The sequence below is a fragment of the Pseudomonas sp. P1_A1 genome (assembly GCF_056406935.1).
The window spans coordinates 102,854-128,508 of sequence record NZ_JBFTZE010000008.1 but is presented as its reverse complement, the minus strand read 5'-3'; the positions used below and the strand labels follow the sequence as shown (position 1 = coordinate 128,508).

General features: G+C 60.2%; 23 protein-coding genes. 11 read left to right on the top strand and 12 right to left on the bottom strand.

Annotated features, from left to right (window positions below; all coding sequences use genetic code 11):
* Positions 1–41 precede the first annotated feature (41 nt).
* The 4 genes from ubiG to AC1D2Q_RS14175 all read left to right on the top strand — a co-directional run bounded on the left by ubiG (position 42) and on the right by AC1D2Q_RS14175 (position 3,574).
* Positions 42–740, top strand: a complete 699-nt coding sequence (ubiG, locus tag AC1D2Q_RS14190; protein WP_018929858.1) for a bifunctional 2-polyprenyl-6-hydroxyphenol methylase/3-demethylubiquinol 3-O-methyltransferase UbiG — start codon at positions 42–44, stop codon at positions 738–740.
* A gap of 4 nt (positions 741–744) precedes the next feature.
* Entirely contained in the window at positions 745–1,416 is a 672-nt protein-coding gene (gene mupP, locus AC1D2Q_RS14185) for an N-acetylmuramic acid 6-phosphate phosphatase MupP (protein ID WP_477813567.1), read from the top strand.
* 116 nt (positions 1,417–1,532) lie between these two features.
* Positions 1,533–2,273, top strand: a complete 741-nt coding sequence (locus AC1D2Q_RS14180) for a YciK family oxidoreductase (RefSeq protein ID WP_477813566.1) — start codon at positions 1,533–1,535, stop codon at positions 2,271–2,273.
* Positions 2,274–2,647: 374 nt separating this feature from the next.
* Positions 2,648–3,574, top strand: a complete 927-nt coding sequence (locus AC1D2Q_RS14175; protein WP_477813565.1) for a GGDEF domain-containing protein — start codon at positions 2,648–2,650, stop codon at positions 3,572–3,574.
* Between the two features lie 61 nt (positions 3,575–3,635).
* Here AC1D2Q_RS14175 and AC1D2Q_RS14170 read toward each other — a convergent pair whose 3' ends face one another.
* From AC1D2Q_RS14170 to AC1D2Q_RS14140, 7 genes are all read right to left on the bottom strand, one after another.
* Positions 3,636–4,397 carry a TenA family transcriptional regulator gene (locus AC1D2Q_RS14170; RefSeq protein WP_477813564.1) on the bottom strand — a complete coding sequence of 254 codons (762 nt, stop codon included), beginning with the start codon at positions 4,395–4,397 and terminating at the stop codon, positions 3,636–3,638.
* 77 nt (positions 4,398–4,474) lie between these two features.
* Entirely contained in the window at positions 4,475–6,934 is a 2,460-nt protein-coding gene (locus tag AC1D2Q_RS14165) for an EAL domain-containing protein (RefSeq protein WP_477813563.1), read from the bottom strand.
* Positions 6,935–7,113: 179 nt separating this feature from the next.
* Entirely contained in the window at positions 7,114–8,940 is a 1,827-nt protein-coding gene (locus tag AC1D2Q_RS14160) for an ABC transporter ATP-binding protein (protein WP_477813562.1), read from the bottom strand.
* Positions 8,933–9,535: a DsbA family protein gene (locus tag AC1D2Q_RS14155; RefSeq protein ID WP_477813682.1), complete on the bottom strand. Its 603-nt coding sequence runs from the start codon at positions 9,533–9,535 to the stop codon at positions 8,933–8,935. The genes AC1D2Q_RS14160 and AC1D2Q_RS14155 overlap by 8 nt, the downstream gene beginning before the upstream one ends.
* 36 nt (positions 9,536–9,571) lie before the next feature.
* Complete coding sequence (gene trhO / locus AC1D2Q_RS14150) at positions 9,572–10,513, bottom strand: oxygen-dependent tRNA uridine(34) hydroxylase TrhO (protein ID WP_477813561.1); 942 nt, start codon at positions 10,511–10,513, stop codon at positions 9,572–9,574.
* A 102-nt stretch (positions 10,514–10,615) separates the two neighbouring features.
* Entirely contained in the window at positions 10,616–10,915 is a 300-nt protein-coding gene (locus tag AC1D2Q_RS14145) for a BolA family protein (protein WP_007939900.1), read from the bottom strand.
* Between the two features lie 12 nt (positions 10,916–10,927).
* Positions 10,928–11,452, bottom strand: coding sequence for a DUF2059 domain-containing protein (locus tag AC1D2Q_RS14140; RefSeq protein ID WP_223483719.1), 525 nt, complete (start codon positions 11,450–11,452; stop codon positions 10,928–10,930).
* A 192-nt stretch (positions 11,453–11,644) separates the two neighbouring features.
* Here AC1D2Q_RS14140 and AC1D2Q_RS14135 point away from each other — a divergent pair, with 192 nt between their 5' ends.
* Entirely contained in the window at positions 11,645–13,039 is a 1,395-nt protein-coding gene (locus AC1D2Q_RS14135; protein ID WP_477813560.1) for a class II fumarate hydratase, read from the top strand.
* Positions 13,040–13,161: 122 nt separating this feature from the next.
* Here AC1D2Q_RS14135 and AC1D2Q_RS14130 read toward each other — a convergent pair whose 3' ends face one another.
* A complete protein-coding gene (locus tag AC1D2Q_RS14130) occupies positions 13,162–14,115 on the bottom strand; it encodes a DMT family transporter (RefSeq protein ID WP_477813559.1) in 954 nt (317 codons plus the stop codon).
* A 201-nt stretch (positions 14,116–14,316) separates the two neighbouring features.
* Between AC1D2Q_RS14130 and AC1D2Q_RS14125 the strand changes: the two genes are divergently transcribed.
* Positions 14,317–14,511, top strand: a complete 195-nt coding sequence (locus tag AC1D2Q_RS14125) for a DUF6316 family protein (RefSeq protein ID WP_477813558.1) — start codon at positions 14,317–14,319, stop codon at positions 14,509–14,511.
* Positions 14,512–14,647: 136 nt separating this feature from the next.
* Here the strand turns inward: AC1D2Q_RS14125 and AC1D2Q_RS14120 are convergent, their stop codons facing one another.
* Together AC1D2Q_RS14120 and pap are read right to left on the bottom strand one after the other, a co-directional pair.
* A complete protein-coding gene (locus AC1D2Q_RS14120) occupies positions 14,648–15,832 on the bottom strand; it encodes a thiolase family protein (RefSeq protein WP_477813681.1) in 1,185 nt (394 codons plus the stop codon).
* Between the two features lie 105 nt (positions 15,833–15,937).
* Complete coding sequence (gene pap, locus AC1D2Q_RS14115) at positions 15,938–17,461, bottom strand: polyphosphate:AMP phosphotransferase (RefSeq protein WP_477813557.1); 1,524 nt, start codon at positions 17,459–17,461, stop codon at positions 15,938–15,940.
* 199 nt (positions 17,462–17,660) lie between these two features.
* On the opposite strand from pap, the gene mnmC reads away from it, so the two are divergent.
* The 5 genes from mnmC to AC1D2Q_RS14090 all read left to right on the top strand — a co-directional run bounded on the left by mnmC (position 17,661) and on the right by AC1D2Q_RS14090 (position 24,925).
* Positions 17,661–19,643, top strand: coding sequence for a bifunctional tRNA (5-methylaminomethyl-2-thiouridine)(34)-methyltransferase MnmC2/FAD-dependent 5-carboxymethylaminomethyl-2-thiouridine(34) oxidoreductase MnmC1 (gene mnmC, locus AC1D2Q_RS14110; RefSeq protein ID WP_477813556.1), 1,983 nt, complete (start codon positions 17,661–17,663; stop codon positions 19,641–19,643).
* 122 nt (positions 19,644–19,765) lie between these two features.
* Entirely contained in the window at positions 19,766–21,538 is a 1,773-nt protein-coding gene (locus AC1D2Q_RS14105) for an N-acetylglutaminylglutamine amidotransferase (protein WP_477813555.1), read from the top strand.
* 3 nt (positions 21,539–21,541) lie between these two features.
* On the top strand, positions 21,542–23,290 hold the full coding sequence (ngg, locus tag AC1D2Q_RS14100) for an N-acetylglutaminylglutamine synthetase (RefSeq protein WP_477813554.1): 1,749 nt from the start codon (positions 21,542–21,544) through the stop codon (positions 23,288–23,290).
* Positions 23,291–23,441: 151 nt separating this feature from the next.
* Positions 23,442–24,632, top strand: a complete 1,191-nt coding sequence (locus AC1D2Q_RS14095; protein WP_018929876.1) for an osmoprotectant NAGGN system M42 family peptidase — start codon at positions 23,442–23,444, stop codon at positions 24,630–24,632.
* A gap of 65 nt (positions 24,633–24,697) precedes the next feature.
* Complete coding sequence (locus AC1D2Q_RS14090) at positions 24,698–24,925, top strand: YheU family protein (protein WP_003199186.1); 228 nt, start codon at positions 24,698–24,700, stop codon at positions 24,923–24,925.
* A gap of 5 nt (positions 24,926–24,930) precedes the next feature.
* Here AC1D2Q_RS14090 and csrA read toward each other — a convergent pair whose 3' ends face one another.
* On the bottom strand, positions 24,931–25,116 hold the full coding sequence (csrA, locus tag AC1D2Q_RS14085; protein WP_064616631.1) for a carbon storage regulator CsrA: 186 nt from the start codon (positions 25,114–25,116) through the stop codon (positions 24,931–24,933).
* Between the two features lie 153 nt (positions 25,117–25,269).
* A complete protein-coding gene (locus AC1D2Q_RS14080; protein ID WP_019650473.1) occupies positions 25,270–25,602 on the bottom strand; it encodes a YnfA family protein in 333 nt (110 codons plus the stop codon).
* Between the last annotated feature and the right edge of the window lie 53 nt (positions 25,603–25,655).

Here is a 25,655-nt window from a genome sequence, read left to right as displayed (position 1 = left end):
CCGGGGCAACAGAATTTTTCAAGTTTTAGAGGACTGACACCATGAGCAACGTCGACCACGCCGAAATCGCCAAATTCGAAGCCCTGGCCCATCGCTGGTGGGACCGCGAAAGCGAGTTCAAACCGCTGCACGACATCAACCCGCTGCGGGTCAACTGGATCGACGAACGCGTCAATCTGGCCGGCAAGAAAGTCCTCGACGTCGGTTGCGGCGGCGGCATCCTCAGCGAAGCCATGGCCCAGCGCGGCGCCACCGTGATGGGCATCGACATGGGCGAAGCGCCGCTGGCGGTCGCGCAATTGCATCAGCTGGAATCCGGCGTAAACGTCGAGTACCGGCAAATCACCGCCGAAGCGCTGGCCGAAGAAATGCCTGAGCAGTTCGACGTAGTCACCTGCCTGGAAATGCTCGAACACGTACCGGATCCGTCCTCGGTGATCCGCGCCTGCTTCCGCATGGTCAAGCCTGGCGGCCAGGTGTTCTTCTCCACCATCAACCGCAACCCGAAGGCTTATCTGTTCGCCATCGTCGGCGCTGAATACATCATGAAGCTGCTGCCGCGTGGCACTCACGACTTCAAGAAATTCATCCGCCCTTCCGAGCTCGGTGCCTGGAGTCGCATGGCCGGCCTGACCGTCAAGGACATCATCGGCCTGACCTACAATCCGCTGACCAAGCACTACAAACTGGCATCCGATGTCGACGTCAACTACATGATCCAGACCCTGCGCGAGGAGTAAGCCGATGCGTATCAGAGCAGTTCTTTTCGACATGGACGGCACCCTGCTCGACACCGCGCCGGATTTCATCGCCATCTGCCAGGCGATGCGTGCCGAGCGTGGTTTGCCGCCGATGAACGACAAGCACATCCGTGACGAGATCTCCGGCGGCGCCAGGGCGATGGTCGCGGTGACTTTCTCGATGGACCCGGAATCGCCGGGCTTCGAGGAGCTGCGCCTGGAGTTTCTGGAGCGCTACGTCAAAGGTTGCGCGGTGCACAGCAAGCTCTTCGACGGCATGGGCGAATTGCTGGCCGACATCGAGAAGGCCAACCTGATCTGGGGCGTGGTCACCAACAAGCCGCTGCGCTTCGCCGAGCCGATCATGCAGCAACTGGGGCTGGCCGAGCGTTCGGCGCTGCTGATCTGCCCGGACCATGTGAAGAACAGCAAACCGGACCCGGAGCCGTTGATCCTGGCGTGCAAGATGCTCGACCTCGACCCGGCCAGCGTGCTGTTTGTCGGCGATGACCTGCGCGATATCGAGTCCGGGCGTGATGCCGGCACCAAAACGGCTGCCGTGACCTATGGCTATATTCATCCGGACGATAACCCGCGGCATTGGGGCGCGGATGTGGTGGTCGATCATCCGCTGGAATTGCGCCAGGTGCTGGATAGCGCTTTGTGCAGTTGCTGATTCAAATCAAAAGATCGCAGCCTGCGGCAGCTCCTACAGGGGACCGCGATCGGCGTAGGAGCTGCCGAAGGCTGCGATCTTTTCGGCCCTGTTAACGGATTGTGTTGAGGTTTTTTATGTTTGATTATTCCGCCCGCCCTGAATTGCTCAAGGACCGGGTCATCCTGGTCACCGGCGCTGGCCGAGGCATCGGTGCTGCCGCCGCGAAAACCTACGCCGCTCATGGCGCCACCGTGTTGCTGCTGGGCAAGACCGAAGCCAATCTGACTCAGGTCTACGACGAAATCGAAGCGGCCGGGCATCCACAACCGGTGGTGATCCCGTTCAACCTGGAAACCGCCCTGCCCCACCAATACGATGAACTGGCAGCCATGATCGAAACCGAATTCGGCCACCTCGACGGCTTGCTGCACAACGCGTCGATCATCGGTCCACGCACACCGATCGAGCAGTTGTCCGGTGAGAACTTCATGCGCGTCATGCAGGTCAACGTCAACGCCATGTTCATGCTCACCAGCACCCTGCTGCCGCTGCTCAAGCTGTCGCAAGACGCCTCGGTGGTATTCACCTCCAGCAGCGTCGGTCGCAAGGGTCGTGCTTATTGGGGCGCTTACGGCGTGTCTAAATTCGCCACCGAAGGCCTGATGCAAACCCTGGCCGACGAAGTACACACCGTCGCCCCCGTGCGCTCCAACAGCATCAACCCCGGCGCCACCCGCACCAGCATGCGCGCTCAGGCCTACCCTGGGGAAAATCCGCTGAACAACCCGACACCCGAGGAGATCATGCCGGTCTACCTTTACTTGATGGGGCCGGACAGTACCGGCATCAACGGTCAAGCGTTCGACGCTCAGTAATGCCCGTGCGTCGCTTTTGTGCCGCGACGACTTCCCGTCGCGGCACGCAAAGCCAGCGATAACTGCTGCTGTTTCAAGTCAAATAAATGTCAACATCCCCGACACCATCCTTCGCGACCTCCCCGACCTTGTTGATTTAGAACGCTTTTTAGCCGACTGAACCGAATGGCATGACTTTCGCTCTAATTTTGCTCAGACACGCCGTGTGAAAGCAGACGGGGCAGAGCTTGAGCCGAGAGGTTACTAATCTTCGGCAAAGCGGACTAAACTCGTGCCAAATGTCCTACGGGACTGATGGACCAGTATGACGCGCAGCCCAAAGCCGCTCTCACCCAGCCTGTAAGACAGTCTTACTGTTTAGGGGCTCACGCCATATGAAATCGCCTTCCCAGACCAACGCAATTGACTTCGACAGCGCCAAATTGCAACGCCTGGGCTTTGGTCAGCAGCCTCCCCTTCTGGAGCGGCCCGGCAGTCTTGCGCAGTTGCGTCAGGAGCTGGGCCTGCAACTGCAAACCAGTCTTGAGCCGCAACGCATTCTCGGACTTTTCTTCCGTGAAATTCAGCGCCTTGTACCGCTGGATGCCTTGAATTATGAGCATCAGCCCAGCGACTTGCGCCTGCAGTTCGGCCAGCGAGGTCATCATTCGATCAGCTACAGCCTCAGTCATGAAGGCGAGCAATTGGGTGAACTGGTGTTCCGTCGCAATCAGCGTTTCAGCGATGAAGAGCAAGGCCATCTGGAATCGCTGTTATCAGCGCTTCTCTACCCGATGCGCAATGCCCTGCTCTACCGTGCCGCCACCCAAAGCGCCTTGCGCGACCCGCTGACCGACACCGGCAATCGCATCGCGATGGATCAGACGCTGCAACGGGAAATCGAGATGTCGCGCCGACACTCACAGCCCCTGTCGTTGCTGATGCTGGACATCGATCACTTCAAACAGATCAACGACACCTACGGGCACAGCGCTGGCGATGAAGTGCTCAAGGCCGTCGCCGCTTCGATCAAAAGCCAGTTGCGTAACGTGGACATGGTGTTCCGGTTTGGAGGCGAAGAATTCATGATCTTGCTGTCCAACACCAGCCGGGAAGCCGCGGCCATGGTCGGCGAACGACTGCGGTTCGCTGCACAGGCTCAGGACTATGTGGCCGAAGGCAAGGTCATCGAACTGACGGTCAGCCTGGGTTGCTCGACCCTGCTGCCCGGCGAGTCTGCCGAGAGCCTGTTGCGACGAGCCGACAGTGCGCTGTATGTGGCCAAGCGCGAGGGGCGTAACCGGTTGGCGATGGCGGGGTAGATATTTTCGAAGAGATCGCAGCCTTCGGCAGCTCCTACGAGCTGCCGTAGGCTGCGGTCTTTTAGCTTTCGGCCAACGCCATCCGCTCACGGACTACCGGGGCTTTTGCTGCCAGTTCCAACTGCATGCATCGCTCCAGGAACAGGTACATGTAGTCGTAACTTTTGCAGACCGCCTGGCGCAATTCCATTTGCAGGGATTTGCTCGGGTTCAGCCCCGCCAGGGTGCAGATGATTTCCAGCGCTTCCCAAGGATGGGCATCGTCGTACTGGGCGTGCATCTTCAACCACTTCATGGCCCGCTTGCGATCTTCCTCGGGGAACGAGTCCGCGTATACGCCACTGGAACAGACCAGCGCCGACCACTCCCCGGTTGCACCCTCGATGGCGTAGTTGGTGGCGGCGATGGCCACGATCAGCGAGTCCGACGAACTGGTGTGCCAGCACCAGTGACTCAAGGCGTGAAGTTCAGGGGCAACCTGTTGCGCCTGCAGATCTTCCAGGCTGATACCGTGAGCACGGCTCCAGTGCACCCAGTAATCGGCGTGGTTCAGCTCGACGCGAATATTGCGCATCAGCCAGCGACGCGCCATGTCTTCGCCAGGGTGGCGTGCAAAACGGGTCTTGGCCAGGTTCTGCGCCATGTATAAGGCGAACTGTTCGACCACCGGCCAGCCACCAATGAGGTACTGACGCATGGTTTTTGCGCTGAGCTTGTTATCGCGCATACGCTGGTACAGTTCATGTTCGACAACGCGGCGCTTGCTCTCACTGCAATCCTGAATCAATTGCTGAGCCCAGGCGGGGTAACTTGCAGCTTCCATGAGGGGTCCGGTTCTGTTGAATGTGTCGATCACTGTCGCGCTCCTTTTGATTGTGATTTTCAGATCAACAAGAGATTTCAACGGAACGTGCCGGGCGCCTTGAATAACAAAGGCCGGGGCCTGGCAGGACGACTTTGTAAACTGTCGCAGGTAAACAGATGCGGGCGTTCAATCAGATACCCTTGAGCGTAATCCACCCCGATCTCCAGCAATGCCTGCTCGATCTGAGGTGTTTCAACGAACTCGGCAATCGTACGCTTACCCATGACATGCCCGATGTGATTGATCACTTCGACCATGGCGCGGTTAATCGGGTCGTCCAGCATATCCTTTACGAAACTCCCGTCGATCTTCAGGAAGTCTACAGGTAAATGTTTCAAGTAAGCGAACGAGGACATACCGGCGCAGAAGTCATCTAATGAGAAGTGGCAACCTAAGCCTTTGAGTTCATTAATAAATCTAATTGCGCTAGGCAAATTGGAAATCGCGCTGGTTTCTGTAATTTCAAAACAAATCATTTCAGGTGGAATTGAATATGCAACAAACTGTTCACGAAGGAAGTCCAGAAACGCCTCATCTCCGATAGTAATACCTGACAGATTTATCGCACACATGGCCAGCGGCTCTTCGCCCTCTTGGGCGATGGCCTGGGCAATGACCTTGAAAACGTTCTCCACCACCCAGCGGTCAAGCGACGTCATCAAACCATAACGCTCGGCGGCCGGAATGAAACTGTCCGGCAGAATCATGCGCCCGGCTTCGTCATGCAGGCGCAGCAGGATTTCGATATGTCCGCCGTCCCGCTCGCCAAGGCCCAGAGGCGCGATTTCCTGGGAGTACAGGCAAAAGCGGTCCTCCTCCAACGCCATGTGCAGGCGCTGCACCCAGGCCATCTCGCCAAAGCGCAGGGACAGTTCCGAATCGTCGGCGTGATAGACCTGAACCCGGTTGCGGCCCTTTTCCTTGGCCATGTAACAGGCCATATCAGCAGCTCGCAGCGAGGCCTCGAGGGTGGCCGGACTCTGAGTGACGTGCACCAGACCAATGCTCACCGTGGTCACGAACGGCCGGCCTTTCCAGACAAAATGCAGGTTCTGCACAGTCTGGCGCAGGACTTCGGCAATTTTCTCAGCCGCTTCCGGCGCACAGTTTTCCAACAGAATGCCGAACTCGTCACCACCCAATCGGGCCAGGGTGTCGCCTTCGCGCAAACCTGATTGCAGCAACGCACAAATATGCCGCAACAATTCATCGCCGGCAGCATGACCGCAGGTGTCGTTGACCAGTTTGAATTGATCCAGATCGAGGAACATCAAGGCGTGACGCCCCGCTTGTCGCATCAGGCCATGCAGGGCCTGTTCCAGGCGATATTCGAATTCGCGGCGGTTGGCCAGCCCGGTCAAGGCGTCATGGGTCGCCTGCCAGGACAGATTGGCGATGTACTGCCGCTCCTGGGTCATGTCATGCAGCACCAGCACGGTGCCACTGACCTTGCCCGCGTTGCGGATCGGCGCACCGACCAGGGTGACCGAAACCGTGCTGCCGTCCAGTCGCTGGATCAGTTTGGAATGTTCGCTGCCGCCGCCGAGCTGGCCGCTCAAAATGTGCTCAATCAAGGTAAAACCGTCGGCCTGAGCGTTCTCGTCCAGCAGATTGAACAGCGCCGCCAATGGCAACCCCGTCGCCTGTTCGGCCTTCCAGTGAGTCAAGGCCTCGGCCGCCGGGTTCATATAGGCAATCGCGCCCTCGACGTCGGTGGTGATCACCCCATCGCCAATCGATTGCAGGGTGATCTGCGCCCGGTCTTTCTCCAACTGCAAGGCATCGGCGAAGGCATGGCGCTGCTCGAGCAGTTTGTGGGTACGCAGCAAGGCCAGCACGATCAGGCCCAGCGCGGTGGCGAGGTTCGTCGCCAGCAGCAGCCGGAGAATCATGCGCGAGCCCTCGCCCAAGGCATCGCTGAACGCTTTGGCAGGGGGCGTCACGCCATCGTTGATGGCCAAAATCTGCATCTTCCAGCGCTTGATGTCGGCATCGGTAGCCTGGTTCTCGACGATACCCTGATGCATTTCCCGCGCGACGTCATCGAGCCGCACCAGGTACGCGTCACCGATCGTCCAGAGCTCGATGGCTTTTTCCAGGTAACTGAAATGCCGGAAATTGAGGTACAGCCAAATCAGGCTGGGGACGTCGTCCGGGTGATTGCCACCCTTGAGAATTCCCAGGCGCGCGGCCTCTATATTCGGTGGCTGATGATCCAGCGCCATACGCAACTCATGGCCGCCCTGAGGCACGGCAATCGCGTTCTGGTATTTGAGAAAAATCGTCTCGTCGCGACTGTCGGCGTAGAGATTGAGGTAATAGATGGCGTCTTTCTGGCCCTTGGACCACAGGCTCTCACCGCCGACGTAGCCACGAACCGCTGAAAGAACGTAAAGACTGACGCCGCCCAACAGTGCCTGAAACAACACAACGGCGATAAATGGCCAGACGATGCCCAACAGCCGCGGTGTTCCGAGAGTCCGTTTTTGCTTCATGAGGTCCCTTGCATAAGCACTGCCGGATGAACACCCGAATAAATCCCGCACCTGACAGCACAGACTAGGCTAATTTTCGACACTTCGAATGGTCGGGCACACCGCTACGACCCAATTGCATGGCCAGACCAGGTCCTCCGGGACAGTTCAAATACTAAGCACAGAAAGCCGTACAAGGTTCAAGGTCGTTGAATTTGCTGCAAATGCCCATAAAGCTTGGCGTACAAACCACCCTCGGCAATCAATTGCTGATGATCGCCATCCTCGGCAACCTGCCCGCCATCGAACACCAGCACCCGATCGGCCTGCTTCACGGCCGACAATCGGTGCGCAATGATCAACGTGGTGCGGTGGCTCAAGAACCGCGCCAGCGCCTGGTGCAGGTTGTATTCGGTGGCCGCGTCCAGTGCGGACGTGGCTTCGTCGAGGATCACCACTTTGGGCTCGGCCAACACCATTCGGGCAATCGCCAGGCGTTGACGCTGCCCGCCGGATAAACGCACACCGGATCGCCCGACGATACTGTCCAGACCGTTGGGCAATGCACGCACCGTGTGGTGCAGCTGAGCAATTTCCAGTGCCTGCCAGCAGGCCTCGTCACTGCGTTCGCGGCCCATGGTCAGGTTGGCGCGCACGGTGTCGTTGAACAGGGCGGGATGTTGCAGGACCACGGCGACATTTTCGCGCACAGTTTCCAGGCCGATATCTTGCTGAGTCGAACCACCGAAACGGATGGTCCCGGCCTGCGGCGTGTACAGACCCAGCAGCAACTGCACCAGAGTACTTTTGCCGCCGCCACTGGCGCCGACAATCGCGACTTTTTCACCGGGGGCAATCGACAGGTTCATTTGGTTCAGCACCAACTCGTCGCCGTAGCCGAAACTCAGCCCCTGCACTTCGATACCCACCGTGTCGCGCCCTTGGAACGGATCGACACTGCCGGTGTATTGCGGCTCGTCGGCACGGGCCAGCAACTCGTTGATCCGCGACAGCGCACCGCCGGCGGCGTAAAAGGCGTACTGCAGATTGAGCAGCTGTTCCACCGGACCGATCATGAACCACAGGTAGCTGAACACCGCCAGCATCTGGCCGATGGACAGGTCKGAAAACAGCACGGTGAGCATGGCCGCGGCGCGGAAAATATCGATGCCGAACTGGAACAGCAAACCGCTGGCCCGGTTCGATGCATCGGTTTTCCACTGCGAGCTCACCGCGTAATCGCGCACTTCCCGCGCTCGCTGCCCCAACCGTCCGAGGAAAAACCCCTGACGATTACCGGCACGCACTTCCTGGATGGCGTCCAGGGTTTCGGTCAAGGCCTGGGTGAAGCGTGAGGTGCTGTCGTTCTCGAGCTTCTTCAGATGTTTGACCCGCTTGCCCAACTGCACCGTGGCGTAGATCACCAGCGGGTTGAACAGCAGAATCAACAGTGCGAGTTTCCAGTGCATCCACATCAGGATCGATGCGGTGCCCACCAGTGTCAGCATCGCCACGAGGAAACGACTGAGGGTTTCGCCGACGAATTTGTCCAGCGTGTCCAGGTCGGTGACCAGGTGCGTGGTCACCGTGCCGCTGCCCAGGCTTTCGTATTCGCCCAGCGAGATGCGCTTGAGCCGGTCGATCAACCGCACCCGAATCCGATACACGATGTCCTTGGCCAGCGCCGCAAACAATTTCGCCTGCACCACGTTGAACAACAATGCGGCGCAACGCAGCGCCAGGGTCACCAGCAGCATCAGACCGATATAACCCGCGGCTTTCTGCCAGACGTCGGGCAGCGCGTGGTTCATGACTTTCAGCGCAACGTCACCGTGGCCCAGCAGTACTTCATCCACCAGCAATGGCAACAGCAACGGGATCGGCACGCTGCACAGCGTTGCCAATACCGCAACGCCGTTGGCGATCCACAGGGATTTTTTATGGTGTAGGGCCAGGCGGCGGATTTCCGCCCAGCTCAGCCGATCGACACGTTTGGGAGCCGCTGCATCATCGGGCAGATCATGCACAGGCAGCGCGCTCCAGCCAGCGGCCGAGCAACGGTGACAACTCGCTCAGGGACTGATAACCGTTGGTCAGCAGCGCCAATTGACCATCGCGCTCTGCCAGCAAGGTCGGGAAACCGGCAATGCCCAGGTCCTGGACCCAGGTGAAATCGGCGGCGGTCGCTGCGTGCTGATCGGCACGATCGAACGCGGCGGCAAACTCGATGCGCGGCAAACCGGCCTGCTCCGCCAGCTCCACCAGCACGCTGGCGTGGGTGACGTCGCGACCTTCGGCGTAGAACGCATGCTGGATCAGCCCGAGCAATGTCCAGGCGCAATCCGGCGCCAGGCTGCGCGCGGTCACCAGTGCCCGACAGGCAGGCTCGGTGTCGTAGACAAACCCGTCGGGCAACGCGCCTTCAAATTTGAACGGCTGGCCGGTGGCTTCGCTGACCGCCTGCCAGTGCTCAAGGATGTAGCGCCGGGTGGTCGGCTCCAGCGCCGCGCCACTGCCGGTGCGCAAACCACCCACCACCAGGTGCAACTCCACACCCGCTGCCTGCGCCTGCTCAACCAGCGCTTTGGCCACCGGAGCGAAGCCCCAGCACCAGGAACACATCGGATCCATCACATAGAGCAGGCGTGCAGACATGGTTCAAGCCTCGGAAGCGGATTGCTTGTAGTTGTAACCGATCGGGTGCGGCATGTTGCGCGCCTTGGCCAGTTCGATCTGCTTCTGCCGGTCGATGGCACTGCGACGGGTTTTCTCGCTCAGCTTATCCCAGCAATGCGGGCAACTGATGCCGGCCACGTAGTGCTCGGATGCGCGGTCTTCCACGCTGACGGGCGTACGACAGGCATGACATTGATCGTAGTCGCCTTCGCTGAGATCGTGACGAACGGTCACGCGGTTATCGAACACGAAGCAGTCGCCCTGCCATTTGGTTTCTTCCTGCGGCACCTCTTCGAGGTACTTCAGGATGCCGCCCTTGAGGTGATAGACCTCGTCGAAACCCTGGCTGAGCATGTAGCTCGACGCCTTCTCGCAGCGAATGCCGCCGGTGCAGAACATCGCGACTTTCTTGTGCACGGCCGGGTCGAAGTTGGCTTTGATGTAGTCGGGGAACTCGCGAAAACTGGTGGTCTTCGGATCGATGGCGCCTTCGAAGGTACCGATCGAGACTTCGTAGTCGTTGCGGGTGTCGATCAACAGCACTTGCGGATCGCTGATGAGCGCGTTCCAGTTCTGCGGATCCACATAGGTGCCGACCTTTTTGTTCGGGTCCACGCCTTCAACGCCCAGGGTGACGATTTCTTTCTTGAGTTTGACTTTGGTGCGGTAGAACGGCTGCTCATCGCAGTACGACTCTTTGTGGTCGATGTCGTCCATGCGTGGGTCGTTCTTGAGCCAGGCCATCAGCCCGTCAATGCCTTCGCGGCTGCCGGACACGGTGCCGTTGATGCCTTCTTCGGCGATCAGCAACGTGCCTTTGATGCCGTTGTCGATCATCGCTTGCAGCAGTGGCTCGCGCAGATCAACGTAATTTTCCAGGGTGACGAACTTATACAGTGCCGCCACGACAATCTGTTGTGTCATGGGTAACTCTCCAGGTGGCTACCCTCGTAAGGGGTGAACCGGATGCGAAAAAAAACGCGCCGGGTGAGCGGCGCGTTGCGGATTCTAGCAAAAAACCAAGGGTTAATGCTTGCTGCCGCCAGCACAGGTCGGCGAGGCCGGAGCCGCGTCGATCTGCGCCCATTCCTCCGGCGTGTAGGTATGCAGCGCCAACGCATGGAACTCGCCCATCAGTTCGCCCAAAGTGCCGTACACCTTCTGGTGACGCTTGACGCGATTGAGCCCTTCGAACTGCCGGCTGACCACCACCGCCTTGAAGTGGGTCTGCAACCCACGGCTGTGCATGTGGCTTTCATCCAGCACTTGCAGGTGCTCGGGCTGTAGCAGCCCCAGCGTCGATTCGATGCGTTGTTGCATGGTCATCCCAAACTCCGCTTAAGGCTTTTTCTTGGCTGGAGCGGCCGCATCTTTCGGCGTCAGCTCGGCCGTCATGTCAGCCAGCAGTTTGTTGACCACAGGCACCGCGCTTTCCAGCTTGGCTTGAGTCATCTGGGCCGATTGCTGAGTCAGCTGCGGCATTTTTTCCAGGACTTTCTTGCCCAGTGGCGACTGGTAGAACGCCACCAGATCCTTGAGCTCGGATTCGCTGAAGTTGGTGGTGTAGAGCTTGACCATGTCTGGCTTCAGCTTGTTCCAGCCAATGGCTGCGTCCAGCGCTGCGTTGGCCTTGGCCTGGTAGGTTTCCAGCAGGGCTTTTTTCGATTCAGGGGCTTTGGTCTGTTCAAAGCGCTGAGCGAACATTTGCTGCACTTGCATGTACACCGGAGTGCCCAGTTTGTCAGCGTGCGCCAGGGTCAGGAAAGCTTCGGCACTGGCGTTGTGGCTGGCGGTATCGGCAAAAACCTGGCCGCTGGCGCAAACCAGTGCAACCGCGGTACAGATGGCACGAAGACGAGTCATCGAGTTTCCTTTTCTAGCAGGCGAGGTAAATCCTCAAGGGCGACCATTCTGCACCTAAAAAAGTGTGTCGCTCAACCCCAAGCCTTGTCGCGCCTGATTTAGAGGGGTTGAACGGTCAAATTCCAGACTGATGGAACCACAAGAGGCGATCACGGCCTAAACTGCGCTATCAGACCTACAGGAGTGTGCATGATGAGCCGTATCGAAACCGACAGCCTGGGCCAGGTGGAAGTCCCGGATGACGCTTACTGGGGCGCTCAGACGCAACGCTCGCTGATTAATTTCGCCATTGGCAACGAACGCATGCCGCTGGCTGTGTTGCATGCCCTGGCCCTGATCAAGAAAGCCGCGGCACGCGTCAACGATCGTAATGGCGACCTGCCCGCCGACATCGCCCGCCTGATCGAACAAGCGGCCGACGAAGTGCTCGACGGCCAACATGACGACCAGTTCCCGCTGGTGGTCTGGCAGACCGGCAGCGGCACCCAGAGCAACATGAACGTCAACGAAGTGATCGCCGGTCGCGCCAACGAACTGGCCGGCAACCCGCGCGGTGGCAAGAGCCCGGTGCACCCCAACGATCACGTCAACCGCTCCCAGAGTTCCAACGATTCCTTTCCCACGGCCATGCACATCGCGACGGTTCAGGCGGTGCAACAGCATTTGCTGCCGGCGATCGCTGAGTTGTCCGGCGGCTTGGCGGAGCTGTCCGCGCGGCACATGAAACTGGTCAAGACCGGTCGTACCCACATGATGGACGCCACGCCGATTACCTTCGGTCAGGAACTCTCGGCGTTCATCGCACAACTGGATTACGCCGAGCGGGCGATCCGCAGCGCGTTGCCGGCGGTCTGTGAACTGGCCCAGGGCGGCACCGCGGTCGGCACCGGGTTGAACTCACCCCATGGTTTTGGCGAAGCGATCGCTGCCGAACTGGCCGCCCTCTCCGGCCTGCCGTTCGTCACCGCGCCGAACAAATTCGCCGCACTGGCCGGTCATGAGCCACTGACCACGCTGTCCGGCGCCCTGAAAACCCTCGCCGTGACCCTGATGAAAATCGCCAACGACCTGCGCGTGCTGGGCTCCGGACCGCGAGCCGGGTTCGCTGAAGTGAAACTGCCGGCCAACGAGCCGGGCAGCTCGATCATGCCTGGCAAGGTCAACCCGACCCAGTGCGAAGCGTTGTCGATGCTGGCCTGTCAGGTGTTGGGCAACGACGTCGCCATCGGTTTTGCCGCCAGTCAGGGGCACCTGCAATTGAACGTGTTCAAACCAGTGATCATCCACAACCTGCTGCAATCGATCCGCTTGCTGGGCGACGGCTGCAGCAACTTCCAGCAGCATTGCATCGCCGGCCTGGAACCGGATGCCGAGAAAATGGCCGAGCATCTGGAACGAGGCTTGATGTTGGTGACAGCGCTGAACCCGCACATCGGCTACGACAAATCAGCCGAGATTGCCAAGAAGGCTTATGGCGAGGGGCTGACCTTGCGTGAGGCGGCGTTGCAGTTGGGGTATCTGACCAATGAAGAGTTCGATGCGTGGGTGAGGCCGGAGAATATGCTGGAGGCGGGGGCCAAGGGTTGAAATGAAGTGAAGCAAAAAGATCGCAGCCTGCGACAAGCTCCTACAGGGATTGATGTTCACCGAAATATCGCGAATGAACATCGATCCCGTAGGAGCTGCCGCAGGCTGCGATCTTTTGATTTTCAGGCCATCCGCACCCGTCGTGCCCTGAGCCCGGCGATCAACGATGGCCCCAACGCCACCAGCGCCGACCCGAGCACCACCAGCACAGCCCCGCCATAACCCAGACCGTTGATCGTTTCGGCATGCACAAAATCAGGCCATAACCAGGCCGCCACGGCCACCGCGGCAAAAGTCACCAGCGGCGTGATCGCCAGCGTCGCGCTCACCCGCGAAGCCTCCCAATGCGCCAGCGCTTCAGCAAACGCGCCATAAGCGATCAGGGTGTTCAAGCAGCACGCCAGCAGCAGCCAGCCTTGCAGCGGGCTCAGTTGCAGTGCTTCCTGCGGATGCACCCACGGCGTCAGCAACAGCGCGCAGAACAGGTAAATCACCATCATCACCTGCAACGAATTCCACACCGTGAGCAACTGCTTCTGGCCCAAGGCATAAAAGGTCCAGACCGTGGACGCCAACAGCACCATCAGCACACCCGCGGTGTAATCGGTCAGCGAGGTGAGCAGCTCACTCAAGCGCTGATTGAAGAACAGTGCAAAGCCGATCAGCAGCACCAGCAGGCCAATCCCCTGCCCCACGCTGAAACGCTCCTTGAACACGAACAGGCTGGCGATCAGCAACATGATCGGGCCCATCTGCACCACCAGTTGCGCGGTGCCGGGACTGAGCAGGTTCAGGCCCATCAGGTACAGCACGTAGTTGCCGACCAGGCCGAGTACCGCCATCAACACCAACCAGCCACCGCGCGGGCCGAGGACTTTGCGACTCGGCAAGCGTCTGGTCGCCGCCAGATATATGAACAGGCACCCGCCGGACACCATCAGGCGAAACCAGGTCACCGTTATCGGGTCCATCACCAGCAGCACTTGCTTGAGTTTGATCGGCAGAATTCCCCACAACAACGCGGTCAGCAAGGCCAGGAATAAACCGTACACCCAGCGACCCGATGAAATATGCATGCTGCCCCCGAAGCCCATTGGCAAGAATGCTCATTCTAGGCTCAGACCGGAGCGCGACACAGGGACAGTTGCCCTCGGGCCGCGAATGAAACTGTGCAGGTCGCACCATGACGTTGACGGGATGCCGTCGATCAGCTCGCCAGGCGTTGCAAAGGGTTCATGCATAAGCTCATTGAAACCGCCCTCTGCAGGAGATCGCCCATGTACGGCATGCGCGCCCAGGACACCGCACCCGCCACGCACTTTCGCTGTGACCGGTTGTGTCGCGTCAATGGGGAGTTGTATTTCACCACCCGGGAACAGACCCTGGAGGGGCCGTTCGATAATGCGGCGACGGCCGAGAAGGAGATTCAGGCTTATATCGAGCGGATGCAGGTTTTGCGGATGAACTCGTAAATCGCGTCGCCTGCATCGCGGGCAAGCCCGCTTCCACAGGGTTTGTGGCGTTCGCCGTATTTGTGATCGCCGCAAATTACTGTGGGAGCGGGCGTGCCCGCGATAGCAGTGCAACAGTTGCTACAAATCCGGGCACTTACCGCACCGCCTCGAACAACCCCGTAGCCCCCATCCCCCCCCCCACGCACATGGTGACGATGCCGTAACGAAGGTTACGCCGCTGCAACTCGCGCACGATGTGCCCGACCTGACGCGAACCGGTCATGCCGAACGGGTGGCCGATGGAAATCGAGCCGCCATTGACGTTGTATTTGTCGTTGTCGATCTCCAGCCGGTCGCGGCTGTACAGGCATTGCGAGGCGAACGCTTCGTTGAGCTCCCACAAATCAATGTCGGCAATCTGCAACCCCTTGGCCTTGAGCAACTTTGGCACCGAGAACACCGGGCCGATGCCCATCTCGTCCGGCTGGCATCCGGCCACGGCGAAACCGCGAAAGAAGGCTTTGGGCTTGAGCCCCAGCGCCAGGGCTTTTTCCAGGCTCATCACCAGCGTCATCGAAGCACCGTCAGACAGCTGCGACGAGTTGCCGGCGGTCACCGAGCCGTCTTCGGCAAACACCGGTTTCAACCCGGCCAGGCTTTGCAGGGTGGTGTCGGGGCGGTTGCAGTCGTCGTGATCGATAATGCCGTCGAGGATCTGCACCTGGCCGGTGGCCTTGTCTTCAACGCGATACTTCACCGCCATCGGCACGATTTCATCGTTGAACAACCCGGCGGCCTGCGCCAGAGCGGTACGTTGCTGGCTTTGCAGGGCGTACAGATCCTGCTCTTCACGGCTAACGCCGTAACGACGCGCGACGATCTCGGCCGTCTGGCCCATGGGGAAATAGATACCTGGCACCTGCTCTTTCAGCAGCGGGTTGATCAGGTGGTCGGTGTTGACGCTTTTCATGGTCAGGCTGATCGACTCGACACCGCCGGCGACGATGATGTCGCTGCAACCCGAAGCGATCTGATTGGCGGCAATAGCGATGGCCTGCAAGCCCGACGAACAGAAGCGGTTAAGGGTCATCCCACCCGTGCCGATGCCCAGGTGCGACAGCACCGCAACATTGCGACCGATGTTGTAACCCTGGGCGCCTTCGTTGGAACCGGCGCCGACGATGCAATCCTCGACGCTGGCCGGGTCGACATCATTGCGCGTGAGCAGCGCGTTGACACAGTGGGCCGCCATGTCGTCAGGACGGGTCATGTTGAACTTGCCGCGGAAGGATTTGGCCAGGCCGGTCCGCACGCTGTCGACGATCACCACTTCACGCATGGCATACACCTCATTGTTGTTGTCAGTCGGGAGTTGGATCGAGCATAAGCCCCACTCATGACTGACCGCGACAATCATTCACCCCGCGTATGCGTAACCATTGGCTCAGCGCTTGCGCTTTTGCAGTTTCTTCTCCCGTTTGTCGGACTTTTCGAATGCTGCTTCCAGCGCCTCATTGAGGGTGCGCAATACCTTGACCCGCGCCCAGCGCTTGTCGTTGGCTTCCACCAGGGTCCAGGGCGATACCTCGGTGCTGGTGCGGTCGACCATATCGCCGACCGCAGCGCGGTAATCGTCCCACTTGTCGCGGTTACGCCAGTCGTCTTCAGTGATCTTGAAACGCTTGAAGGGGATCTCTTCGCGCTCCTGGAAGCGCTCCATCTGAGTCTGTTTGTCGATGGTCAGCCAGAACTTGACCACGATCACCCCGGCATCGGCGAGCTGCTCTTCGAAGTCGTTGATCTCGCTGTAGGCACGCAACCAGTCCGCCTCGCTGCAAAAACCCTCGATGCGCTCCACCAGCACCCGGCCATACCAGGAACGATCGAACACAGTGAATTTTCCCCGCGCCGGAATATGCCGCCAGAACCGCCAGAGATACGGCTGCGCCCGTTCTTCTTCGGTAGGCGCGGCGATTGGCACGATGTTGTACTGACGTGGGTCGAGTGCCGCGGCCACCCGACGGATCGCCCCGCCCTTGCCTGCCGCGTCGTTGCCCTCGAACACCGCGATCAACGCGTGACGACGCATGCGTTTGTCGCGCATCAACCCGGAAAGCCGTGCCTGCTCGGTAATCAGTTGCTCTTCGTAATCGTCCTTGTCCAGGTTCAGGGTCAGGTCCAGGCTGTCGAGCAGATTCACCTGATCGACGCTGGGAGACAAGGGCGCGGCACTGACTTTGTGCGGGTGAATCCTGGGCCTCTTGAGCGCGCTCTGGAGGCCTTCGAGCAGAATCCTGCCGACCGCCAGGCTGCGATAACGCGCATCCAGGCCAGCAATCACGTGCCACGGCGCATAGTCGCGGCTGGTACGGCGCAGCACCCGTTCGCCGTACTTCACAAACTTGTCGTAGGTCTCGGATTGCTGCCAGTCCAGCGGGCTGATGCGCCAGCTGTGCAGCGGATCGTCGTTCAGCGCCTTGAGCCGCGCTTTCATTTGTTTCTTGGAGAGGTGAAACCAGAACTTGAAGATCAGCGCGCCTTCGTCGCACAACATCTTCTCCAGCCGTTCGGCGCCGTTGATGGCTTGATCGAGTCGCGGATCCTTGAACACGCCATGAACCCGTCCTTGCAGCATCTGGCTGTACCAGTTACCGAAGAAAATCCCCATGCGCCCCTTGGCCGGGAACATCCGCCAGTAGCGCCAGGCAGGCGGTCGCGCCAGCTCTTCGTCGGTCTGCTGGTCGAACGTGCGAACCTCGATCGAGCGCGGGTCCATCCATTCGTTGAGCAACTTGACCGTCTCGCCCTTGCCGGCCCCTTCGATGCCGTTAATCAAAATGATCACTGGAAAACGGTGTTGCTGCCGAAGTTCGAACTGCGCTTCGAGCAAGGCCTCACGCAGGGCCGGCACCTCGGCTTCATAGGTTTCTTTGTCAATGACATGACCGATTTCGGCGGATTCGAACATGGAGACGCTCCTTCCAGGATTGAGCAAGACTAGCAGGTGTGCGGTGACGCAAAAATGGTCAAAAGATCGCAGCCTTCGGCAGCTCCTACATAAGATCGACGTACACCTGCAGGAGCTGTCGAAGGCTGCGATCTTTTGCGGTAACCACCCTTTTGAGCAGGCGGGCTAGAATGGCGGTCTTGCCGTTGCCGAGCCTGCCATGAAACCTGTATTGCCCCACGCCCAGCTCGACTGGGACGACCAAGGTCGCCCGCGTTCGCGGGTGTTCGATGATGTGTACTTTTCCGACCAGTCGGGCCTTGAAGAAACCCGCTACGTGTTTCTGGAGCAAAACGATTTGCGCGACCGCTTCGCCGCATTGCCGGCGGGTGGGCGACTGGTGATTGGCGAAACAGGCTTCGGCACCGGACTGAATTTTCTCTGTGCCTGGCAGTTGTTCGAACAGCACGCAGTGGCCGGTGCGCGGCTGCATTTTGTCAGTGTCGAAAAGTACCCGCTGAGCACCGCCGATCTGCGACGGGCCCTGGCGTTGTGGCCGGATCTCAAGCCGTTCGCCGATCAATTGCTGGCGCAATACGTGGCGATTCATCAAGGTTTCCAGCGCCTGGTGCTGGGCAATGGCCGCGTCACCCTGACCCTGCTGATTGGCGATGCACTGGAGCAGTTGCCGCAACTGGACGCGCAGATCGACGCCTGGTTTCTCGACGGTTTCGCCCCGGCGAAAAACCCCGACATGTGGACCGCCGAACTGTTTGCCGAACTGGCCCGTCTGGCGGCACCCGGCTCGACCATCAGCACGTTTACCAGCACCGGCTGGGTACGCCGCCTGTTGAACGCGGCGGGCTTCAAGATGAAACGCACGCCAGGCATCGGCCACAAATGGGAGATCCTGCGGGGCACCTTTCTTGGCTGGCCTGAAGAGACCGCACCACCTGCCGCGACTAAACCCTGGTTCGCTCGCCCAACCCCGCCGACCGGTGAACGCCGCGCCCTGGTGATCGGCGCCGGGCTGGCCGGTTGCGCCAGCGCCGCCAGTCTCGCCGCGCGGGGTTGGCAAGTAAGTTTGCTGGAGCGTCACGAAGCACTGGCGCAGGAARCCTCGGGCAACCCTCAGGGTGTGCTGTACCTCAAGCTTTCGGCCCACGGCACCGCGCTGTCGCAATTGATCGTCAGCGGTTTTGGCTACACTCGGCGCCTGCTGGAACAGCTACAGCGCGGCGTCGACTGGGACGATTGCGGGGTCTTGCAACTGGCCTTCAATACCAAGGAAGCCGAGCGTCAGGCGCAATTGGCCGCGGCCTTTCCACCAGACCTGGTACACCTGCTCGATCAACCGCAAGCACAAGCCCGGGCCGGCATCGAACTGGAGCACGGCGGCTTGTTCTTCCCTGAAGGCGGCTGGGTTCATCCGCCTGCGTTGTGCCAGTGGCAGGCGTCTTCAACGAACATCCAGTGGCTGCCCCATCGCGAGGTACTGGAACTGCGCAAGGTCGATGATCAATGGCAGGCCTGGGATGGCGAAGCACTTCTAGCCAGTGCCTCCGTGGTGATTCTGGCCGGTGCCGCCGAGATCAAGCGTTTTCCCCAGAGCGCCGAGCTGCCGCTCAAACGCATTCGCGGCCAGATCACCCGACTGGCGCAAACCCCTGAAAGCCAGAGCCTGGCGACCGTCGTCTGCGCCGAAGGCTATGTGGCGCCCGCACGTCTGGGTGAACACACCCTCGGCGCCAGCTTCGATTTCAAGAGTGACGATCTGGCCCCGACCGTCGCTGAGCACCTTGGCAACCTGGCGTTGCTCGAAGAAATCTCCACCGACCTGGTCACCCGCCTGCATGTTCAAGACCTGGACCCGCAGCAGCTTGAAGGGCGCGCGGCGTTCCGCTGCACCAGTCCCGATTACCTGCCGATCGTCGGACCACTGGCCGATCAGGCCAGCTTCGCCAATGCCTATGCCGCGCTGAGCAAAGATGCCCGGCAAGTGCCCGATGTACCCTGCCCGTGGTTTAATGGGTTTTACGTCAACAGCGGTCATGGTTCTCGCGGTTTGATCACCGCGCCATTGTCCGGCGAACTGTTGGCGGCATGGCTTGAGAACGAGCCTTTGCCCTTGCCCAAAACCGTGGCCGAAGCCTGCCATCCCAACCGTTTTGCCTTGCGCCAGTTGATCCGCGGAAAAGTCTGACACACAGACTTATAACTTATCGGTCTAAAACTCCAGGGATTCAGCCAGGTCAGTTTCCGAGTACCCGCCGTTTTTGGCGGGTATCGATTGACCCTCCCCAACGGAAAAACCGGTAAGGACTTATGTGCGGATTAGCTGGAGAATTACGTTTCGACCATCAACCTGCGGACCTCGCAGCCATTGAACGAATCACCCATCACCTGGCCCCTCGCGGCCCTGATGCGTGGGGCTTCCACAGCCAAGGCCCGATTGCCCTGGGCCATCGGCGGCTGAAGATCATGGACCTGTCGGACGGCTCGGCGCAGCCGATGATCGATAACCAACTGGGCCTGTCCCTGGCCTTCAACGGCGCCATCTACAACTTCCCGGAACTGCGCACCGAGCTGGAAAGCCTCGGTTATGCCTTCTACTCCGGTGGCGACACCGAAGTGCTGCTCAAGGGCTATCACGCCTGGGGTGAAGCGCTGTTGCCCAAGCTCAACGGCATGTTCGCCTTCGCCATTTGGGAACGTGACGCCCAGCGTCTGTTCATCGCCCGCGACCGTCTCGGTGTGAAGCCGCTGTACCTGTCGCGCACCGGCCAGCGCCTGCGCTTTGCCTCGGCATTGCCGGCATTGCTCAAAGGTGGCGACATCAACCCGATCCTCGATCCGGTGGCGCTCAATCATTACTTGAATTTCCACGCGGTGGTCCCGGCCCCGCGCACCTTGCTGTCGGGCATCGAAAAACTGCCCCCGGCGAGCTGGATGCGCATCGAAGCCGATGGCACCACCGAGCAGAAAACCTGGTGGACCCTGCCCTACGGCCCCCATGCCGACGAACTGAATCTGACCCTCGAAGACTGGCGCGATCGCGTGCTCGAAAGCACCCGTGAAGCGGTGGCGATCCGTCAACGGGCGGCGGTGGATGTCGGTGTGTTACTTTCCGGTGGCGTCGATTCCAGTCTGTTGGTGGGGCTGTTGCGCGAAGTCGGGGTCGAAGATTTGTCGACCTTTTCCATCGGTTTCCAGGATGCCGGCGGCGAGCGCGGTGACGAATTTCAGTACTCGGACCTGATCGCCAAGCACTACGGCACCCGGCACCATCAACTGCGCATCGACGAAAAAGAAATCATCGAGCAACTGCCCGCGGCGTTCCGCGCCATGAGCGAGCCGATGGTGAGCCATGACTGCATCGCCTTCTACCTGCTGTCCCGGGAAGTGGCCAAGCATTGCAAAGTGGTGCAGAGCGGCCAGGGTGCGGACGAGTTGTTCGCCGGGTATCACTGGTATCCGCAGGTGAACGGCGCCAGCGATCCGTATGCGGCGTATCGCGAGGTGTTTTTCGACCGCAGCTATGCCGACTATGCCGCCACAGTGCAGCCGAAATGGCTGACAGCCAACGATGCCGCCGGTGATTTCGTCAAAGAACATTTCGCCCAACCCGGTGCCGACGCTGCCGTGGACAAAGCCCTGCGCCTGGACAGCACCGTGATGCTGGTGGACGACCCGGTCAAACGGGTCGACAACATGACCATGGCCTGGGGCCTGGAAGCGCGCACGCCGTTTCTCGACTATCGCCTGGTGGAATTGTCGGCGCGGGTGCCGGGCAAATTCAAACTGCCGGATGGCGGCAAGCAAGTCCTGAAAGAAGCGGCGCGACTGGTCATTCCAAGCGAAGTGATCGACCGAAAAAAGGGCTACTTCCCGGTGCCTGGCCTCAAGCATTTGCAGGGCGATACGCTGAATTGGGTGCGTGAACTGCTGCTCGACCCGAGCCAGGATCGCGGCTTGTTCAACCCCGCCATGCTCGACCGCCTGCTAACCGATCCGCAAGGCCAGTTGACCCCGTTGCGCGGCTCCAAGCTGTGGCAATTGGCGGCCCTGAACCTGTGGCTCAGTGAACAAGGAATCTGATCGATGAAACCCCACGCCACGGTTTACAGCCAACGCCTGTTGCGCGGTCAGGCACCCTCCTACGAACGCTTGCAGGCACGCCTGGCCGAAGACGGCAGTGCATTGAGCGCCGCGCCCATCGCCGTGCATTGCGGTTGGGGCCGGTTGCTGATCGGCCATACCTTTCCCGATGCGGAGAGCCTCGCCCAAGAGTTGCTCAATGAGCAGCCCGGTGAGCGGGACATTGCCTTGTACGTCGCAGCGCCCCAGCAAGTGCTGGGGCTGGAACCGGCGCAACTGTTCCTCGACCCGTCCGATACTTTGCGCCTGTGGTTCAGCGATTACCGTCAGGCCACCCGGGTGTTTCGCGGTTTTCGCATTCGTCGGGCGCAAAGCGAGGCGGACTGGCAGGCAATCAATCAGCTGTATCAGGCTCGCGGCATGCTACCGATCGATGCGAGCTTACTGACGCCCCATCACCGGGGCGGCCCGGTTTACTGGCTGGCCGAAGATGAGGACAGCGGCGCGATTATCGGCAGCGTCATGGGCCTCAATCACCACAAGGCATTCAACGATCCGGAAAACGGCAGCAGCCTGTGGTGCCTGGCGGTGGATCCGCAATGTTCCCGCCCGGGCGTCGGTGAAGTGCTGGTGCGGCACTTGATCGAACACTTCATGAGCCGTGGGCTGAGTTACCTGGACCTGTCGGTGCTGCACAACAACCGTCAGGCGAAGAGTCTTTACGCCAAACTCGGTTTTCGCAACTTGTCGACCTTTGCGATCAAGCGCAAGAACGGTATCAACCAGCCGTTGTTTCTCGGCCCCGGCCCCGAAGGCGAGTTCAATCCGTATGCGCGGATCATCGTCGAAGAGGCTCATCGGCGCGGTATTGAGGTGCAGGTGGATGACGCGCAAGCCGGTCTGTTTACCTTGATCCACGGCAGTCGTCGGGTGCGTTGCCGCGAATCCCTGAGCGATCTGACCAGCGCCATCAGCATGACCTTGTGCCAGGACAAAAGCCTGACTCACAAGGTGCTGAAAAACGCCGGCCTCAAGCTGCCCGCACAACAACTGGCGGGAAGCGCGGACGACAATCTGGCGTTTCTCGACGAGCACGAACGGGTGGTGGTCAAACCGCTGGACGGTGAACAGGGTCAAGGGGTGGCGGTGGATTTGCGCAGCATTGAGGAGGTCCAGCAAGCCATCGAAAACGCCCGTGCATTCGACAGTCGAGTGCTGCTGGAAAGTTTTCACGACGGCCTCGATTTGCGGATTCTGGTGATCGGCTTCGAGGTGGTCGCGGCTGCCATTCGCCGGCCGGCGGAAGTGGTGGGCGATGGTCAGCATTCCGTTGGTGCGCTGATCGAGGCCCAGAGCCGTCGCCGTCAGGCGGCGACCAGCGGTGAAAGCAAAATCCCGCGGGATCAGGAGACCCAACGCACCTTGCAGGCGGCCGGTTATGACTACGCCAGCATTCTGCCGGCCGGCGAGCACTTGTTCGTACGGCGCACGGCGAATCTTCATACCGGCGGCATCCTCGAAGACGTCACGGCGATTCTGCATCCAGCCTTGGTGGACGCGGCGGTGCGCGCGGCGCGAGCACTGGATATTCCGATGGTCGGGCTCGACCTGATGGTGCCGGCCGCCGACCAGCCGCAGTACGTGTTTATCGAAGCCAATGAACGCGCCGGCCTGGCCAACCATGAACCGCAGCCGACGGCCGAGCGGTTTGTGGATTTGTTGTTTGCGCATAGTCAGCCGGCAGTCTCTTAGTGATGTACTGCCCGGCCCCATGATCGTTCCCACGCTCTGCGTGGGAATGCAGCCAGGGACGCTCTGCGTCCCAAACGATTGCTGCGCGTCCGAGGAGTCATTCCCACGCAGAGCGTGGGAACGATCAGCTCTCACCCCATCAGGAGTTTCCATGACCAGCAAAATTCCCGAACCGGATCTCGATTACCTGCAAAAAGTCCTGCTGGAAATGCTCGCCATTCCCAGCCCCACCGGGTTCACCGACACCATCGTGCGGTACGTGGCCGAGCGCCTCGAAGAGCTGGGCATTCCCTTTGAAATGACCCGTCGCGGCACCATCCGCGCGACTCTCAAGGGCAAGAAGAACAGTCCGGACCGAGCAGTCTCCGCTCACCTGGATACCATTGGCGCGGCGGTTCGCGCGATCAAGGACAACGGACGCCTGACCCTGGCGCCCGTCGGCTGCTGGTCCAGCCGTTTTGCCGAGGGCAGCCGCGTCAGCCTGTTCACCGACAACGGCGTGATCCGCGGCAGCGTGTTGCCGCTGATGGCTTCCGGGCACGCGTTCAACACCGCCGTGGATGAAATGCCGATCAGCTGGGATCACATCGAATTGCGCCTGGACGCCTATTGCGCCACCCGCGCCGATTGCGATTCGCTGGGGATCAGCGTCGGCGATTTCGTCGCCTTCGACCCGTTGCCGGAGTTCACCGAAAGCGGCCATATCAGCGCCCGTCACCTCGACGACAAGGCCGGCGTTGCCGCACTGCTGGCGGCACTGAAAGCGATCGTCGACAGCGGCGAAGAATTGATGATCGACTGCCATCCGCTGTTCACCATCACCGAGGAAACCGGCAGCGGTGCGGCGGCTGCCCTGCCCTGGGATGTCAGCGAATTCGTCGGCATCGACATCGCGCCGGTCGCGCCCGGCCAGCACTCCAGCGAACACGCGGTGAGCGTAGCGATGCAGGATTCCGGCGGGCCTTATGACTATCATCTGTCGCGGCACCTGCTGCGCCTGGCCGCTGACAACGAACTGCCGGCGCGTCGGGACCTGTTCCGCTATTACTTCAGCGATGCTCACTCGGCCGTCACCGCCGGCCACGACATTCGCACCGCGCTGCTGGCCTTCGGTTGCGACGCCACCCACGGCTACGAACGCACCCACATCGACAGCCTCGCCGCCCTCAGCCGCCTGCTCGGCGCCTACATCCTCAGCCCACCGGTATTCGCCAGCGATGCACAACCGGCCACAGGATCACTGGAGCGGTTCAGTCACCAAATCGAGCACGAGACGCAGATGGAAAGCGATACCCGGGTACCATCGGTGGATAGTCTGCTGGGGCAGCGCACAGAAAGCTGAGGCGAACACTGGTGATGTGTTCATATCCGCCGTAGCATCGCGCCAATGTTTAACCGAGGTGCCTTATGCTGATCCCCCACGACCAACTTGAAGTCGACACCCTGACCCGCCTGATCGAGGATTTCGTGACCCGTGACGGCACGGACAACGGCGATGACACGCCGCTGGAAACCCGTGTGTTGCGTGTGCGTCAGGCATTGACCAAGGGCCAGGCGCTGATCGTCTTCGATCCGGAAAGCGAGCAATGCCAGTTGATGCTCAAGCACGACGTGCCCAAGCACCTGTTCGACTGAAGCCCTTAACGAGCCTTGGCTTTTGCCTGTTTGATCTGGATGCGCTCGTAGACTTCGGCGCGGTGTACGTTGACCTGCTGTGGCGCTTCAACACCGAAGCGCACACTGCTTCCGTTGACGGCGAGCACCCGCACGGAAATGTTGTCACCAATGGATATCAATTCGCCCACAACGCGACTGAGTACAAGCATGGCATTCATCCTTCAGGGTTACCGGTCCCTGAAGATGCCCGGCGCAGAGCGGGTCTTCAATGCAACGACCGCAAAACAGTCCCGCCCTACAATGCAAGCTGCATCGCCCTGACGGACGTGTCTGACAAACCGCTTGAATGAAGGACCGATCCGTCAGGAAGCGGTAAGGCGCGGACCAAACAGAATGACACTCGCCCCAAGCACACACAGCGCCACGCCGATCCAGTCCGAGCCCAGTGGTCGAATCCGCTCGACCACCGCCAGCCAACCAACCGACGCAATAATGTAGATGCCACCGTAGGCGGCATAGGCGCGACCGGCGTAGCTCGCTTCGACACGGGTCAGCAGTAGCGCGAACAACGTCAGGCTGAGCAAGGCCGGGATGACCCACCACACGCTTTTACCCTGGCGCAGCCACATCCAGAAAGCGAAGCAGCCGGCGATTTCGAACAGCGCGGCGAGGAAAAACCACAGGTAATTGAGCATGCAGACGTCTCGTTGGGATGGCCGGTTGGCGGCCACCCTAACGACGGTGTTGC

Coding starts and splice junctions, on each gene's coding strand:
- mupP (WP_477813567.1), top strand. CDS start 745: ATGCGTATCAGAGCAGTTCTTTTCGACATGGACGGCACCCTGCTCGAC.
- AC1D2Q_RS14135 (WP_477813560.1), top strand. CDS start 11,645: ATGAGCCGTATCGAAACCGACAGCCTGGGCCAGGTGGAAGTCCCGGAT.
- trhO (WP_477813561.1), bottom strand. CDS start 10,513: ATGACACAACAGATTGTCGTGGCGGCACTGTATAAGTTCGTCACCCTG.
- AC1D2Q_RS14155 (WP_477813682.1), bottom strand. CDS start 9,535: ATGTGTTCCTGGTGCTGGGGCTTCGCTCCGGTGGCCAAAGCGCTGGTT.
- AC1D2Q_RS14145 (WP_007939900.1), bottom strand. CDS start 10,915: ATGACCATGCAACAACGCATCGAATCGACGCTGGGGCTGCTACAGCCC.
- pap (WP_477813557.1), bottom strand. CDS start 17,461: ATGTTCGAATCCGCCGAAATCGGTCATGTCATTGACAAAGAAACCTAT.
- AC1D2Q_RS14180 (WP_477813566.1), top strand. CDS start 1,533: ATGTTTGATTATTCCGCCCGCCCTGAATTGCTCAAGGACCGGGTCATC.
- csrA (WP_064616631.1), bottom strand. CDS start 25,116: ATGCTTGTACTCAGTCGCGTTGTGGGCGAATTGATATCCATTGGTGAC.
- AC1D2Q_RS14105 (WP_477813555.1), top strand. CDS start 19,766: ATGTGCGGATTAGCTGGAGAATTACGTTTCGACCATCAACCTGCGGAC.
- AC1D2Q_RS14140 (WP_223483719.1), bottom strand. CDS start 11,452: ATGACTCGTCTTCGTGCCATCTGTACCGCGGTTGCACTGGTTTGCGCC.
- ubiG (WP_018929858.1), top strand. CDS start 42: ATGAGCAACGTCGACCACGCCGAAATCGCCAAATTCGAAGCCCTGGCC.
- AC1D2Q_RS14165 (WP_477813563.1), bottom strand. CDS start 6,934: ATGAAGCAAAAACGGACTCTCGGAACACCGCGGCTGTTGGGCATCGTC.
- AC1D2Q_RS14130 (WP_477813559.1), bottom strand. CDS start 14,115: ATGCATATTTCATCGGGTCGCTGGGTGTACGGTTTATTCCTGGCCTTG.
- ngg (WP_477813554.1), top strand. CDS start 21,542: ATGAAACCCCACGCCACGGTTTACAGCCAACGCCTGTTGCGCGGTCAG.
- AC1D2Q_RS14175 (WP_477813565.1), top strand. CDS start 2,648: ATGAAATCGCCTTCCCAGACCAACGCAATTGACTTCGACAGCGCCAAA.
- AC1D2Q_RS14120 (WP_477813681.1), bottom strand. CDS start 15,832: ATGCGTGAAGTGGTGATCGTCGACAGCGTGCGGACCGGCCTGGCCAAA.
- AC1D2Q_RS14080 (WP_019650473.1), bottom strand. CDS start 25,602: ATGCTCAATTACCTGTGGTTTTTCCTCGCCGCGCTGTTCGAAATCGCC.
- AC1D2Q_RS14125 (WP_477813558.1), top strand. CDS start 14,317: ATGTACGGCATGCGCGCCCAGGACACCGCACCCGCCACGCACTTTCGC.
- AC1D2Q_RS14170 (WP_477813564.1), bottom strand. CDS start 4,397: ATGGAAGCTGCAAGTTACCCCGCCTGGGCTCAGCAATTGATTCAGGAT.
- AC1D2Q_RS14095 (WP_018929876.1), top strand. CDS start 23,442: ATGACCAGCAAAATTCCCGAACCGGATCTCGATTACCTGCAAAAAGTC.
- AC1D2Q_RS14090 (WP_003199186.1), top strand. CDS start 24,698: ATGCTGATCCCCCACGACCAACTTGAAGTCGACACCCTGACCCGCCTG.